At 57.7% G+C, this 15,427-nt stretch carries 12 protein-coding genes and 1 pseudogene; 2 read left to right on the top strand and 11 right to left on the bottom strand.

Going from position 1 to position 15,427, the window contains the following annotated elements; all coding sequences use genetic code 11:
* Nucleotides 1–534 carry a D-glycero-beta-D-manno-heptose 1,7-bisphosphate 7-phosphatase gene (gene gmhB, locus Q7W83_RS28940; RefSeq protein ID WP_150630647.1) on the top strand — a complete coding sequence of 178 codons (534 nt, stop codon included), beginning with the start codon at nt 1–3 and terminating at the stop codon, nt 532–534.
* Nucleotides 535–616: 82 nt separating this feature from the next.
* Nucleotides 617–1,396, top strand: coding sequence for a lysophospholipid acyltransferase family protein (locus Q7W83_RS28935; protein WP_458378056.1), 780 nt, complete (start codon nt 617–619; stop codon nt 1,394–1,396).
* Between the two features lie 193 nt (nt 1,397–1,589).
* Here the strand turns inward: Q7W83_RS28935 and Q7W83_RS28930 are convergent, their stop codons facing one another.
* The 11 genes and pseudogenes from Q7W83_RS28930 to dnaA all read right to left on the bottom strand — a co-directional run bounded on the left by Q7W83_RS28930 (nt 1,590) and on the right by dnaA (nt 15,095).
* Nucleotides 1,590–2,561, bottom strand: a complete 972-nt coding sequence (locus Q7W83_RS28930; RefSeq protein WP_150630645.1) for an oligopeptide/dipeptide ABC transporter ATP-binding protein — start codon at nt 2,559–2,561, stop codon at nt 1,590–1,592.
* Entirely contained in the window at nt 2,561–3,544 is a 984-nt protein-coding gene (locus tag Q7W83_RS28925) for an ABC transporter ATP-binding protein (RefSeq protein ID WP_047535672.1), read from the bottom strand. The genes Q7W83_RS28930 and Q7W83_RS28925 overlap by 1 nt, the downstream gene beginning before the upstream one ends.
* A gap of 2 nt (nt 3,545–3,546) precedes the next feature.
* Nucleotides 3,547–4,429, bottom strand: a pseudogene (gene ddpC, locus Q7W83_RS28920) (D,D-dipeptide ABC transporter permease).
* Between the two features lies 1 nt (nt 4,430).
* Nucleotides 4,431–5,447 (bottom strand): ABC transporter permease, encoded by a 1,017-nt coding sequence (locus tag Q7W83_RS28915; protein ID WP_047535659.1) that lies wholly within the window; start codon nt 5,445–5,447, stop codon nt 4,431–4,433.
* A 73-nt stretch (nt 5,448–5,520) separates the two neighbouring features.
* Nucleotides 5,521–7,101, bottom strand: a complete 1,581-nt coding sequence (locus Q7W83_RS28910; protein ID WP_145317780.1) for an ABC transporter substrate-binding protein — start codon at nt 7,099–7,101, stop codon at nt 5,521–5,523.
* A gap of 157 nt (nt 7,102–7,258) precedes the next feature.
* Nucleotides 7,259–7,819 carry a D-alanyl-D-alanine dipeptidase gene (ddpX, locus tag Q7W83_RS28905; RefSeq protein WP_473658373.1) on the bottom strand — a complete coding sequence of 187 codons (561 nt, stop codon included), beginning with the start codon at nt 7,817–7,819 and terminating at the stop codon, nt 7,259–7,261.
* Between the two features lie 29 nt (nt 7,820–7,848).
* Nucleotides 7,849–8,709, bottom strand: coding sequence for a MurR/RpiR family transcriptional regulator (locus Q7W83_RS28900; protein WP_145317775.1), 861 nt, complete (start codon nt 8,707–8,709; stop codon nt 7,849–7,851).
* Nucleotides 8,710–8,890: 181 nt separating this feature from the next.
* Complete coding sequence (gene gyrB / locus Q7W83_RS28895; protein ID WP_150630643.1) at nt 8,891–11,308, bottom strand: DNA topoisomerase (ATP-hydrolyzing) subunit B; 2,418 nt, start codon at nt 11,306–11,308, stop codon at nt 8,891–8,893.
* A gap of 5 nt (nt 11,309–11,313) precedes the next feature.
* Nucleotides 11,314–12,417, bottom strand: coding sequence for a DNA replication/repair protein RecF (gene recF / locus Q7W83_RS28890; protein ID WP_150630642.1), 1,104 nt, complete (start codon nt 12,415–12,417; stop codon nt 11,314–11,316).
* Between the two features lie 20 nt (nt 12,418–12,437).
* The gene (gene dnaN / locus Q7W83_RS28885) at nt 12,438–13,541 is read right to left on the bottom strand and encodes a DNA polymerase III subunit beta (RefSeq protein WP_017341709.1); all 1,104 of its coding nucleotides are present in this window, start codon (nt 13,539–13,541) and stop codon (nt 12,438–12,440) included.
* A 39-nt stretch (nt 13,542–13,580) separates the two neighbouring features.
* The gene (gene dnaA, locus Q7W83_RS28880; RefSeq protein ID WP_150630641.1) at nt 13,581–15,095 is read right to left on the bottom strand and encodes a chromosomal replication initiator protein DnaA; all 1,515 of its coding nucleotides are present in this window, start codon (nt 15,093–15,095) and stop codon (nt 13,581–13,583) included.
* Nucleotides 15,096–15,427: the final 332 nt, after the last annotated feature.

Raw genomic sequence — 15,427 nt, 5'->3', positions numbered from 1 at the left:
TTGAAACTGCTGATTCTCGATCGGGACGGGGTGATCAATTACGACTCCGACGCTTACATCAAGTCGGTGGAGGAGTGGAATCCGCTCCCCGGTTCGATCGAGGCCATCGCGCAGTTGAGCAAGGCCGGCTGGACGGTTGCGGTCGCTACCAACCAGTCAGGCATTGCTCGCGGCTATTACGACGTCGCGACCCTGGACGCCATGCACGAGCGCTTGCGCTCACTGGTGGCGGAGCAGGGCGGTGAGGTCGGGCTGATCGTCTATTGCCCGCACGGGCCCGACGAAGGCTGCGATTGCCGCAAGCCAAAACCCGGAATGCTGAAAACCATCGCCGCGTATTACAACGTATCGCTGACTAATCTATGGTTCGTCGGCGACAGTCTTGGTGACCTGGAAGCCGCCAAAGCCGTCGATTCTCAGCCAGTTTTGGTAAAGACCGGGAAAGGCGAAAAGACTTTGGGCAAAACCCTACCGGTAGGCACCTTGATTTTTGACGATCTCGCGGCGATTGCCGCAGAACTTATCCACAATTAGAGCGTTTTCGAGATTCCTGACCAAGGATTGATCGGGAGTGCGCTTTATATAGACGGGCAGAGCCCGCACGGTAAACGTCGCCATGTCGATACTGCAGGCCATCAGAACCTTCCTCTTTTACCTGCTGCTGGGCACCAGCTCCTTGCTTTGGTGCAGCCTGAGCTTTTTTATCGCGCCTTTTCTGCCGTTCAAGGCGCGCTATCGTTTTATCAACGTGTACTGGTGCCGCTGCGCCTTGTGGCTGAGCAAAGTCTTTCTGGGCATCAGCTACGAAGTGAAGGGCGCCGAGAACGTGCCTGACCAGCCCTGCGTGATTCAATCGAACCACCAGAGCACTTGGGAGACGTTCTTCCTCTCGGCCTACTTCGAGCCGTTGAGCCAGGTACTGAAACGCTCATTGCTGTTTGTGCCGTTCTTTGGCTGGGCCATGGCCATGTTGCGACCGATCGCCATCGACCGCGACAACCCGAAGGCCGCGCTCAAACACGTAGCGAAGAAGGGCGATGAACTGCTGAAGGATGGCGTCTGGGTGCTGATATTCCCAGAAGGAACGCGAGTTCCTTACGGCACCATCGGAAAATTCTCACGAGGTGGTACGGCGTTAGCCGTCAATGCTGAACTACCGGTGCTGCCGATTGCGCACAATGCCGGCAGATTCTGGCCAAAAACCGGTTGGGCAAAGAAGCGGGGCGTCATCACGGTGATCATCGGCGAACCGATGTACGCCGAAGGGAGCGGGCCCCGCGCGATTGCCAACCTCAATGACCGGGTTCAGGCCTGGAACGAGCAGATGCAACGGGAAATGGGTTCGCTTCCACCCGCTCCGCAAGCGCCTGCCTCCAGTGACCAGGTGGCTGTCTGAGAATCTGTGGATAACCTGTGTGCCGTTTTGCTGACACACGCCGTGTTTTGCTTTTAAGACTATGATTTAACTATATATTTCTTAAATTCATAAAAGTCGGAAAAATGTGCATAGGTTTTTCCTAAGGTCAAAAAAACCGGCTAACAAAGCCGGTTTTTTTATGCGCCACAACACGCTTTCTGCCGACAGGACATCAGCCTTGTAAATGACACCGCGCCCGCTGCTGCTCGTCTCCCTGCAAGACCTGAGGTTTGTCACAGCCAACGGTGCACAGACTGCAACGTTCCCGAAAGAAGCAGCCAGTTGGCAGATGACGGTTACCCGGCAATTCGGTAGGCGCCGCCACCTGCTCTTCATGCAGCGCAGCGCCCAGTCGCGGCACCGCGTCGAGTAACAGGCGGGTATAGGGATGGCGAGGCTGGTCGAGCACCTGGGCAGCCTCGCCAAGCTCGACGATTTGCCCCAAATACATCACCGCTACCCGGTCTGCCATATGACGCACGACGGATACGTTATGGGAAATGAGGATGTAGGTCAGGTTGCGGGCTCGTTGCAGCTCTGCGAGCAGGTTGAGGATCTGCGCCTGAACCGAGATATCCAGCGCCGATGTGGGTTCGTCGAGGACGATAATGTCCGGGTCGGAGGACAGAGCCCGCGCAATGGCAATCCGCTGACGCTGGCCGCCGGAAAACTGGTGGGGAAAGCGGTCCAGGTATTCCGGGCGGATACCGACCTGGGACGCGACCTTGGCTGCCACCTCGCGCATCTGTGCTCGATCGGCATGACCCCGGGCGTACAGCGGCTCGGTGATGATCCTCCAGATCGGCAGACGCGGGTCGAGCGAAGACTGGGGGTCCTGGAACACAATCTGCACGTTGTTACGGCCTTCGCTGCCAGTACGACTGGCCCAGTTCAAATCGCCGCTGCTGGGCGCAATCAAGCCCATCAACAGCTGCGCCAATGTGCTTTTTCCACAGCCTGACTCACCCACGATCCCCAGGGTTTCGCCCGCTCGTACCTGAAGATCAATGCCATTCAGGGCGTGAGCATAGCCTCGCGGCCGACCCAGCCAGTCGTTGCTCACGGGGAAACGCACACGAACATCGTTGAGTTGAAGAATCGGGGGAGCCATGTCGATTGCACTATGAAGGACGGCATTGTTCATCACGAAAGCTCCTTGACGGGCAACCAGCAAGCGCTTTTACGTTGGTCGTTAATGGCATTGAGGGTAGGGCGTTTGGCACAGACAGGCATGGCGTATGAGCACCGCTCCTGAAAGGTGCAGCCCTCGGGTAAAGAAGCGAGGTTGGGGACTTGCCCGGGAATGGTCAGCAACGGCTGGCCCGGTTCCACCATTTCCGGAAGGCCGCTGAGCAGCCCACGGGTGTAGGGGTGTTGCGGATTGTTCATCACGTCGACGGTGCGGCCTTCTTCGACCACAGCGCCGGTGTACATGACATACACCCGGTCACAGAACTGCGACACCAATGCCATGTCATGGGTAATGAGCAAAATAGCAGTCCCCCGTTGCCTGGCCTTTTCTCGCAGCAGCAACAGCACCTGGCGTTGCACCGTCACGTCGAGCGCGGTGGTCGGCTCGTCGGCGATCAAAAGTTGCGGTTCACAGGAGAACGCCAGCGCAATCATCACCCGTTGGCGCATGCCCCCGGACAGTTCGAACGGGTAGCTCTCCAATACGTGCTCGGGGCTTGCGATGTGCATGTCACGCAACAGGGCAATCGCCTTGAGTCGTGCCTGGGCAGCACTGATTTTCTGGTGATGGATGATCACATCAAGCATTTGTCGACCGATGCGTCGGGTCGGATTCAGGGCGGTCATCGGCTCCTGGAAAATCATCGCCGCATCGCGTCCGCGAATCTGCAGCAGTTCCTTTTCAGGCGTTGTCAGCATGTCGCGGCCGAGCATGCTGAGGCTGCCCGCGGTAATCCGATAGCTGCGCTCGGGCAGCAAACGCATGCTGAGCATGGCCGTGACCGACTTGCCCGACCCGGACTCCCCCACCACGCCGACGATTTCGCCGGGATTGACGTGCAACGTCACGCCGTTCAGGGCTTTCACATTGTTTTTGTAAGCCGGGAATTCCAGGCTCAGGTTGTCGATGGCCAGCACTGGGCTCGAAGTCTGCATTGTCATTTCCCCTGTTGCCGTGGGTCGAGCAGGTCGCGCACACCATCGCCCAGCAGGTTGAAACCGGTGGCGGTGATCAAAATCGCCATGCCTGGAAAGGTCGAATACCACCAGTTATCGAGGATGTAGTTGCGCCCGGTGGCGACCATTGCGCCCCACTCAGCGGTTGGCTGCTGTGCACCCAGGCCGATGAATCCAAGGGCCGAGGCCATGAGGATTGCGCTACCGATATCCAGACTCAGTTGCACCAGCAAGGGCGGCATTGCGTTTCGCGCCACGTGCCAGTGCACCACGTGCCAGCGTCCGGCCCCGAACGTATGGGCTGCCTTGACGTAACCCATCTGTCGAATGCTCAAGGCCTGGCCACGGGCCAGTCTTACGTAGGATGGGATTCGCACCAGGGTAATGGCCAGCATGGCGTTGAACAGGCTCGCGCCCAATGCGGCCGCCAATGCCATGATCAGTACCAGTGACGGGACTGAAAGCATGATGTCCATCAGGCGCATGATGCATGCGTCGAAACGCCCCCCGATCACCCCCGAAAAGCATCCCAACAGCCCGCCAATGAAACAGGAGGTAAAAGCCACGAACAGGCCGACACCCACCGACTGCTGGCTGCCGAACAGCACCCGGCTGAACAAGTCGCGGCCCACTTCGTCGGTGCCGAACCAATGGTCGGCAGATGGCGGCGCCAGGCGTTCGCCGAGGTTCAGTGCATTCGGGTCGTGGCTGGCGAGCCAGGGCGCGAAGATCATGCACAGCAATACGATAGAAGTGGATCAGCAGGCCCGCCATGGTCAGCGGGCTCCGGCGGATCTGGTATGCCAGGTAGGCGAGTTTTTCAGCCCTGCGCAGGCCATGTACCGCCGTCAGAGTCACGGACATTTCAATTCACCTCGCCGATGCGTGGGTCGATCACGCGATACAAAAGGTCGATAGCCATGTTCAACAGGACATAGATGAACGACACCAGAATGGCAAAGCCCATCACCGCCGGGAAATCCAGCGACTGGATCGACTTGACCACATAGGCACCCATTCCTGGCCAGGCAAATACTGTTTCGGTCAGTACCGCGCCGTACAACAAATCACCCAGGGTCAACCCGAGGACGGTCACCGAAGGGATTAGAGCGTTAGGCAGAGCATGACGCAGGATCACTGTCCACCGCGAAAGGCCATAGGCGCGCGCGGTGCGGATGTAGTCTTCGCCCAATTGATCCAGCATGGCCGAGCGGATCTGCCTGGCGACAACCCCCAGGGTCACGAAACCCAGCGTTGCGGCTGGAAGAATCAGGTGCTCGGCCGCATCGAGAAACAGTCGGACATCCCCCGCCAGCAGCGAGTCGATCAGATAAAAACCCGTGATCGTCGGTGGCGGCGAGAGTCCTTCAGATAACCGGCCACCACCGGGCAGCCAGCCCAGATGACCGTAGAACAGCACGATTGCACCCAGGCCGAGCCAGAAGGCCGGCGTGGAAATACCGGTGACCGCCAGGGTCCGGGCGATCTGATCGATCAGCCGGTTGTGGTAAACCGCTGACAACACGCCCAGCGGCACACCGACCAGAATCGCCAATGTCAGTGCGACCAGCGCCAGTTCCAGTGTCGCCGGGAAGAACGCTTGCAAGTCTTCCAGGACGGGACGGTTGGTGCGTATCGAGGTTCCCAGGTCCCCGTGCAACAGATCCATCAGGTAGCGACCGTATTGTTGATACAGCGGCAGATCCAATCCCAGTTGATGACGGATGCCGGCTACGAGAGCGTCGCTGGCACGGTCACCGGCGATCAATCGGGCAGGGTCGCCCGGGATCAGGTGGGAAATTGAAAAGGTAATCAGCGAAACACCGAACACGACCAACATCAAGCCGAGCAGGCGCTTGCGCAACAATGTCAGGAAGGCCATCTGGCACCTCAGTTACACGAGCGACGAAATCAGAAGCCGCGCCAACCACCGGGGCTGGCGCGAAGGAGCATGTTTACTTGCTCATGCTTCCCAGGTTGAACACCTGTTCGAGCATGGGGTTGAACACGTAGCCCTTGACCGAATCACGCATCGGCAGGGAGTAGCTCTTCTGATAGAGGTAGGCATAGACGCTGTCGTCGAGCACCTTTTTCTGCGCAGTCTGGTAAAGCTCGATGCGCTTGGCGGTGTCGCTGACAGCGGCCGCTTCACGAATCAGCTTGTCGACTTCCGGGTTGCTGTAGAACGAGCGGTTGCCTTGCAGGCCCTGCATCTTGGAGTCGAACCAGAAGTTCATGAACATGTACGGGTCAGCGAAGTCCGGGCTCCAGGTCCCCACCGCGATGTCGTAGTCGGCCTGGCCAACACGTTCACGCAGGGTGGCGTTGGCGGTTTTCTCCAGTTTGAGGTTGATGCCCAGGGGTGCCAGGGCCGCCTGCAAGGTCAGGCCGATCGGTTCCCAGTTGGCGTCCTTGTCCGAATACATGTAGTTCAGGTTGGTGATCTTCTGGGGTGCCTTGGCCAGGCTGTTCTTCGCGGCGGCCATGTCCTGCTTCATCACTGGCAGCGAACTGTCGTAGCCCCACATGCCATCCGGGATCGGCCCGTTCAGCAGCTTGGCCTTGTCCTTGAGAATGCCCTTGACGATACCGTTGTAGTCCACCGCTTCGGTGATCGCACGACGGGCGTTGACGTCGGTCAGAGGACCCTTCTTGTTGTTCAGGTACAGATAAGTGACGCGCAGCGAAGGAAAATCCCTGACCACTACGCCCGGCTTGCCGCCCAGTGCACCCAACTGGTCTTCGGGCATGTCTTCGATGATATCCAGGTCCCCGCGCTCCAGTTGCAGCCGACGCACCGAGGGCTCCGCAATAGTCTTGAGGATCACGGTCTTGAACGCAGGCTTGGGACCGGCGAAGTAGGGGTTCGGCTCCATCGTGACGGACTGGCCCTTTTGCCAGTTGGTCAGGCGGAAAGGACCGGAGCCTGCGGTGTGGCTGGACAGCCAGGCATTGGTTTCGGCACCCTTGTTGGCCACCAGCGGGTTAACGATCGAGGCGCCGTTATGGGCCAGGGTGAACAGGAAAGGGGCGAACGGCGTTTTCAGCGTAAAGCGGATGGTCTGCGGGTCGATCACCGCCACCACCATGTCCTCCGGGAATGCACCGGACGGCCCTTGCTTGAGGGTCATCAGGCGATCGAAGGAAAACTTCACGGCGGCGGCATCCACCGCGGTGCCGTCATCGAACTTGTTTCCGGGCTTGATCTTGAACTCCCACACCAGGTTGTCCGGCGACACGGTCCAACTTTCCGCCAGATCCCCTGTCACTTCGGTGCTGCTCTTGTCACCGTCGGTTTTGTAGCTCACCAGGCGCTGATAGGACGGGTAGGTGATGGTCCAGTCGTTGTTATCGAAGGTTACCGCCGGGTCGAGCGTTTGCGGGTCGGCGGGCTTGCCGATGACCAGAGTGTCCTGAGCCGTCGCCGCCGAAGCGGCTTGCCAGGCGCCCAGGCTCATCGCGCTGCACAGTAGACCAAGCAGCAGCTTGCTGGTGCGTGGAAAGGTATTGCGGGTCACGGTGTTCATTGGGGTCATGCCGGTTTCCTTAATCATTCGATGTATGGAAGTACGTCAGGTTTTTTATAAAAGCTATAACCGGGCAGTTGCAGGTGAAGCAGGTAACGCGGACTTGTTGTTATCGTGTTGCATTGGTTTCGAAACTCTTTGGTTTCGTTATCGGTTTGTTGCGGTTTTAGTTGTTCGAGAACGTGGTCTGTTTGTCTTCCAGCAGGGGGTAATCATCGGCATCCGGAAGTTCGTAATGCCACCACTCAGTGGGAATTGCGCAGAACCCGGACGCGAGCATTATTCCCAGCAACAGCAGACGATTGCGTTGCACGTGAACGGGAAGGTCGGGGTAGAACTGATGGGACTTCTCTTCCATGGTGTCGAAGGCGCTGCCCATATCCAGCGGCTGTCCATCACTCCCCACCAGAGTCAAATCCACTGCCACGCCACGGCTATGGTGGGAACCCAAATGGGGATCGCGCACGTAGTTGCCGTCAGGCAACGCCTCCCACAATAGAAACTGGGCGAAAGGTGGACGGTAGGCGTCATAGATGCGCAGCGTGTAACCGGCCAGCCGTGCCAGTTCACTGGCCTTGCCCAGGCACTCGGCTGCTTGGCGATGCAGCAGGCAACGGGCACTGGGGTAAATCACCTTTCCTGCCAGATTGTCGGCACTGGCGTAGATCAGATCGATTTGCACCTGATATCGCTCGGCATCAATCTCTACAAGGGGGCTGTTGTTCACGCAAAAACTCCAGTTGGGATTGGATGGATCTAGCCTTCGAACTGGCCGAAAGCTTTTTGCAATTGTCGATTTTTGCTCAGACGTTCATCGAGGCGATCGCCGTACTTTTCCGCAACGGCCGACACCATCAGGTTCAACAGGCAGGCCAGCGGGGCAGGGGAGTCCCAGAACTGCCCGACATCGGTTTTGAGTTGCAGCAGATCCAGCGGGTAGTCACGTGCCCATGGGCATTGCAGATCGGTGATCAGGGCCAAGGGCAGATTGCTGTCGATGGCGGCGTCGCAGAAGGTCCGGGTCACACTGGAATAGGCCCGGAAATCCGAAATGATTGCGTAGGGATTGGCAAAGCCGGAATTCAGGGTTTCGGCATATATGCCGGACAAGCCGTCGACGTAGTAGACCTTGGCCCGAATGTATTCGAGGTGACTGTGAAACGCGGTGAGAATCCCGCGCGTCGACTGGATGCCGAGAATGAATACCGCATCGGCTTCGTAGATGCGCTGCACGATTTCAGCGAAGGCACTGCTTCGCGCCAGGCCATAGACGTGCCGGATGGCCTCGATCTCGCGACTCATGGAGCGGTCGAGCGCGTCTTCTAGAGTGCTTTCGGTGCGAAAGGCACCGATACGGTCGGTGATCAACCAGGACGCCGGCGCTTCGCCGCGCAGACTCTGTTTAACCTCATCAATGTTCTGATAACCCAGCGAACGGAAAAAACGCCCCACGGAAATGCCGGTGGTGGAAGCCTGCTGCGCGATGCTGTCGGCCGACTCGAACGGTAGCTGATCCGGGTTCCCCAACAGGTAGCTGGCAATGCGTTTGCCAGTCGGAGTCAGGTTGGAGAACTCTTGCTCGAGCAACTGAAGGAAGCTGTTCTTTTCTGTAGGCATGTCAGCGCACCGATCGAGGAACTGTTATCTAGATGTCATTATAGCCAGTCATGTTATATGTATAACATCTATCATCAAGACAACACCACGTTTTTTTCAGGCGCTTCACGCCGAATCCCGAAAAAATCCGAAAAAAAAACCAGCGCAATGCGCTGGTTTTTTGTTTGGCAAATCCTCTGGATCAGAAGTCCAGGTTGGACACCGCCAAGGCATTGCTTTCGATGAAGTCACGACGAGGTTCGACCGCATCACCCATCAGGGTGTTGAAGATCTGGTCCGCGCCAATGGCGTCTTCGATGGTCACTTTGAGCATCCGGCGCTGGCTTGGGTCCATCGTGGTTTCCCACAGCTGATCCGGGTTCATCTCACCCAGACCTTTGTATCGCTGGATGGTGTGACGCTTGGTACTTTCAGTCATCAGCCATTCAAGGGCTTCCTTGAACTCGGTAACCGGCTTCTTGCGCTCCCCACGCTGGATGTACGCGCCTTCGTCCAGCAAGCTGCTCAGTTGAGCGCCCAAAGAGACAACGGTCTTGTAGTCATTGCTACCGAAGAAGTCGCGGTTGAACGTGACGTAGTTCGACAGGCCGTGGGAGATCAGTTCGACCTCTGGCAGCCAGACGTTACGTTCACGGTCTTCACGCAGGCTGGCTTTGTAGACCAGGCCAGACTTCTCGACGGTGCGCAGGCGAACTTCGTACTTGGCCAGCCAATCCTGCATCGCAGCGTGATCGGACAGCTGCTCCATGCTCACCGCTGGCAGGTAAATGAAGTGCTCGGTCAGCTCCTGTGGGTACAGACGCGACAGACGCTTGAGAGTCTTCATCACCAGACGGAAGTCGTTCACCAACCGCTCAAGGGCTTCGCCGGAGATACCCGGGGCCTCCTCGTTCAGGTGCAGGCTCGCATCTTCCAGGGCCGACTGCGTCATGTACTCTTCCATGGCGTCGTCGTCTTTGATGTATTGCTCTTGCTTGCCTTTCTTGACCTTGTACAGCGGTGGCTGAGCGATATAGATGTAGCCACGCTCGATCAGCTCCGGCAACTGACGGAAGAAGAACGTCAGCAGCAGGGTACGGATGTGCGAACCGTCGACGTCAGCATCGGTCATGATGATGATGTTGTGATAACGCAGCTTGTCGATGTTGTACTCGTCGCGGCCGATGCCGCAGCCCAGCGCGGTGATCAAGGTGCCCACTTCCTGGGAAGAGATCATCTTGTCGAAGCGCGCCTTCTCGACGTTCAGGATCTTGCCCTTGAGAGGCAGGATGGCCTGGGTGCGGCGGTTACGTCCCTGCTTGGCAGAACCGCCAGCAGAGTCACCTTCCACGAGGTACAGTTCGGACAGGGCAGGGTCTTTTTCCTGGCAGTCAGCCAGTTTGCCCGGCAGGCCGGCGATGTCCAGCGCGCCTTTGCGGCGGGTCATCTCACGGGCTTTACGTGCAGCTTCACGGGCACGGGCCGCGTCGATCATCTTACCGACGACCAATTTGGCTTCGTTCGGGTTTTCCAGCAGGAAGTCGGAGAAGTACTTGCCCATTTCCTGTTCGACGGCGGTCTTCACTTCGGAAGAAACCAGCTTGTCTTTGGTCTGGGAGCTGAACTTCGGATCCGGCACTTTTACCGAGATAATCGCGGTCAGGCCTTCACGCGCATCATCACCGGTGGTGGCAACTTTATGCTTCTTTGCCAGACCTTCAGCTTCGATGTAGGTGTTGAGGTTACGCGTCAGTGCGGAACGGAAACCCACCAGGTGAGTACCGCCGTCGCGCTGCGGAATGTTGTTGGTGAAGCACAACAGGTTCTCGTTGAAGCTGTCGTTCCACTGCAGGGCGATTTCCACGCCGATGCCGTCTTCGCGCTGGATGTTGAAGTGGAACACCTGATTGACCGGGGTCTTGTTGGTGTTCAGGTATTCAACGAACGCACGCAGGCCACCTTCGTACTTGAACAGCTCTTCCTTGCCGCTGCGCTCATCCTTGAGGACGATGCCGACACCGGAGTTGAGGAAGGACAGTTCACGAATCCGCTTGGCCAGGATGTCCCAACTGAAGTGGATGTTCTTGAACGTCTCAGCCGATGGCTTGAAGTGAATCTGGGTACCTGTGGTTTCGCTCTCGCCAACGATCTTCATCGGCTCTTGCGGCACACCATGGATGTAGGTCTGTTCCCAGATCTTGCCACTGCGGCGAACGGTCAGAATCAGTTCTTTGGAGAGTGCGTTAACAACCGACACACCTACACCGTGCAGACCGCCGGATACTTTGTAGGAGTTGTCGTCGAACTTACCGCCGGCGTGCAGCACGGTCATGATGACCTCAGCTGCCGAGACGCCTTCTTCTTTGTGCACGTCTACCGGGATACCACGACCGTTGTCGCGAACGGTGATGGATTCGTCCGGGTGGATAATGATGCTGATGTCGTCGCAATGGCCGGCCAAAGCTTCGTCGATCGAGTTATCGACCACCTCGAACACCATGTGGTGCAGACCGCTGCCATCGTCGGTGTCACCAATGTACATACCGGGACGTTTGCGTACGGCATCCAGGCCTTTCAGCACTTTAATGCTCGTTGAGTCGTACGTATTTTCTTCGCTCAATGCCTTCACTCCCGATGGTCGTGGGTCTGGGTGATACGGCCCTGTTCCACGTGGAACAGAGCGACTGGCGTTTCCGTCTGCCAGCCTTCCCTCAATAATTCGTGATCTACACAGGTGATAAACACCTGGCAGCGTAAGTCTTCCAGCAAGCGGCAAAGCGCGCGACGGTGGTGCTCGTCCAGCTCGGACGGCAAGTCATCCACCAGATAAATACACTGGCCGCGTCGGGCCTGGCTGACCAGGTGCCCTTGGGCAATCCGCAACGCACAAACCACTAACTTCTGCTGACCACGGGACAAGATGTCCGCGGCGTTATGTGCGCCCAATTTGAGACGCAAATCAGCGCGCTGTGGTCCGGCCTGGGTATGACCCATTTGCTGGTCCCGCTGAACGGACCCAGCGAGCACGGCACTCAATTCGCGGTCTTTGTCCCAGCCTCGGTAATAGCTGAGCGTCAAACCTTCAAGCTCAACCAATTCGCTCAAGGTCTGTTCAAAGACTGGTTTCAAGGCTTTGATATAGGCACGGCGGTATTCATCAATTTCAGCGCTGGCCTGGCACAGTTCCCTGTCCCAAACCGCTTGCGAAACGGCGTCAAGTGTACCATGCCGCAGCCAAGAGTTTCTCTGGCGCAGGGCCTTCTGCAAGCGCTGCCAGGTGGACATGAATCGCGGTTCCACGTGGAACACGCCCCAGTCGAGAAACTGTCGGCGAATCTTCGGCGCACCTTCAAGCAGACGGAAGCTATCAGGGTTGATCAGTTGCAGCGGCAGGATTTCCGCCAGCTGCGCTGCACTGCGCGCGTTCTGCCCATCAATACGGATCTGGAATTCGCCTTGGCGGTCCCGCGATATCCCCAATGCGCTATGCCCGCCCTCGGCCAATTCGACCTGGCCAAACACTGTGCAGGCCAATTGTTCGTACTGAATAACCGGCAAAAGGCGGGTACTACGAAACGAACGGGCAAGCCCCAGCAGGTGAATGGCTTCCAGAACACTGGTTTTGCCGCTGCCGTTGGCGCCGTAAAGAATGTTGATTCGGGGGGAGGGGGAGAAGGTCACCGGGTGCAGATTGCGCACCGCGGTGACCGAGACGCGACTTAATGACATCTAGCTTCTGCTGAGCATGATTACAGACGCATCGGCATGACAACATAGGCCGAGTCATCGTTGTCGGACTCTTGCACCAGCGCACTGCTGTTGGAGTCGGACAGGATCAGGCGAACTTGCTCAGTCGTCATCACACCCAGCACGTCGAGCAGATAGCTCACGTTGAAGCCGATTTCCAGATTGCCGCCGTTGTACTCAACGCCCACTTCTTCTTCCGCCTCTTCCTGCTCCGGGTTGTTGGCCTGGATCTTCAGCTGACCGTTGGCCAATTGCAGACGGATACCACGGTACTTCTCGTTGGACAGAATCGCGGTACGGCTGAAGGCTTCACGCAGCGCCTGACGATCGCCGAGAACCAGTTTGTCGCCGCCCTTGGGCAGAACACGCTCGTAGTCCGGGAATTTGCCGTCGACCAGTTTCGAAGTGAAGGTGAATTCGCCCGTGGTAGCGCGGATGTGATGTTGACCCAAAACGATGCTGACGATGCCGTCCGGCTCGGTCAGCAGACGTGCCAGCTCGAGGATACCCTTGCGCGGCACGATGACCTGGTGGCGATCCGGCTGACCAATGTCGGCTTGCATCGAGCACATGGCCAGACGGTGACCGTCAGTGGCCACGGCGCGGATAATCCCGGCCGACACTTCCAGCAGCATGCCGTTCAGGTAATAACGCACGTCCTGCTGGGCCATGGCGAAGCTGGTGCGTTCAATCAGACGACGCAGTTTGCTTTGCTCAAGGCTGCAAGTCAGCGAACCCGGGCCTTCTTCAACAGTCGGGAAATCGTTCGCCGGCAGGGTCGACAGGGTGAAGCGGCTACGACCAGCCTTCACTACCAGTTTCTGCTCGTCGACCTTGATGTCGATCAGTGCGTCGTTCGGCAGGCTTTTGCAGATGTCCATCAGCTTGCGCGCAGGCACAGTGATGGAACCTGGGTCAGCAGGCTCTTCGAGCTGTACACGACCGACCAGCTCGACTTCCAGGTCGGTACCGGTCAGCGACAGTTGCTGGCCTTCGACAACCAGCAGCACGTTGGAGAGCACCGGCAAGGTCTGTCGGCGCTCGACGACGCCTGCGACCAGTTGCAGGGGTTTCAACAGGGCTTCGCGTTGAATGGTGAAATGCATGGTCTAGTCCCTTGCCTTAATAAGCTGCGCTGGTGTTCATCAAGTGGTCAGTGTACGCAGCAGGTTCTTGTAGTCCTCGCGGATGTCCGCGTCGGATTCCTTAAGTTCGTTGATCTTGCGGCAGGCGTGCAAAACGGTCGTATGGTCGCGGCCGCCAAACACATCGCCGATTTCCGGCAGGCTGTGGTTAGTCAACTCTTTGGACAGGGCCATGGCAACCTGACGCGGACGAGCGACCGAGCGAGAACGACGCTTGGACAGCAGGTCAGAGATCTTGATCTTGTAGTACTCGGCGACAGTGCGCTGAATGTTATCCACAGAGACCAGTTTGTCTTGCAGCGCCAACAGGTCTTTCAGGGATTCGCGAATCAGCTCGATGGTGATATCGCGCCCCATGAAGTGCGAGTGGGCGATCACGCGCTTGAGCGCGCCTTCCAGCTCGCGGACGTTGGAACGAATGCGTTGGGCGATGAAGAACGCAGCGTCGTGGGGCAGATCGACTTTGGCCTGGTCGGCCTTTTTCATCAGGATCGCGACGCGGGTTTCCAGCTCCGGAGGCTCGACAGCTACCGTCAGGCCCCAGCCGAAGCGGGATTTGAGGCGCTCTTCAAGGCCTTCGATTTCTTTCGGGTAGCGATCACTGGTGAGAATGACCTGCTGGCCACCTTCGAGCAGGGCGTTGAAGGTGTGGAAAAACTCTTCCTGCGAACGTTCCTTGCGGGCGAAGAACTGAATGTCATCGATCAGCAACGCGTCCACCGAACGGTAGAAGCGCTTGAACTCGTTGATCGCGTTCAGTTGCAGCGCCTTGACCATATCGGCCACAAAACGCTCCGAATGCAGGTACACAACCTTGGCATTCGGGTTCTTCTTTAATAGGTGATTACCCACAGCGTGCATCAAGTGAGTTTTACCCAAGCCGACGCCACCATAAAGGAAGAGCGGGTTGTAACCGTGCTTGGGATTGTCCGCCACCTGCCAGGCCGCAGCCCGAGCCAGTTGGTTGGACTTACCTTCGACGAAGTTCTCGAAGGTGAAGGTGCGATTCAGGTAACTGGTGTGCTTGAGGGCACCTTCTACCTGGACAGTGCGCTGTTCGGAACGAACCGGGGCCTGTTGAGAACTGGCGCCCGCCATCGGATCGAAACTGTCGCGCGATGGCTCTTCACTGACCTCGGCAACTTTTTGCGTCGAACGCTTGGGCGCCGAGGGGGTAGGTACCGGGGCACTGGCAGGCGCTTGAATCGCCTGAGCCTGTGATGCAGCAGCGGCCAGCGGCGCATTGGGTGCAGCGCGCGGTGCCGAACTGCGTTTGCTGCCTATTAATAAGGACAGCACCGGCGTCATGCCATTGCCATGCTCATCAAGCAGTTCAAGGACACGGCCCAGGTACTTTTCGTTGACCCAGTCGAGAACAAAACGATTCGGTGCGTAGACACGCAACTCGTCGCCTTCGGCTTCGACCTGTAGTGGACGGATCCAAGTGTTGAATTGTTGGGCAGGCAGCTCATCGCGCAAAAGCTCCACGCACTGCTGCCAAAGTTCCACTGACACGGATATCCCCTAAGTTGAAAGCCGGTGAGGCAAAAACAAGCGGCCATTGTAGCGACCAGACGCCGACTTATCCACACGAAGGTTGTTCACCAACCAAGAACAATCAACTGTTTATACGTAAAAAAGACGACCAATGGTCTGTGCATAAGGTCTGTGGATAACCGCCCCTGAGGTCGTTGCACAAGTGGGGGCGAAACTCGGTGGATAACCTGCCTGTGGATAACAGGCCCTTTCACACACAGCTTATCCGACAGCGCAGCACAGGCTGACCACCGTTTTCCACTGTAGTTGTCATTCTCTGTACAGCACGTGATAAAAGGCCTTAAGGCAGT

Source organism: Pseudomonas sp. 300 (assembly GCF_055803035.1).
The sequence above is the reverse complement of the archived record's forward strand: the minus strand, read 5'-3'. Positions and strand labels throughout refer to the sequence as shown.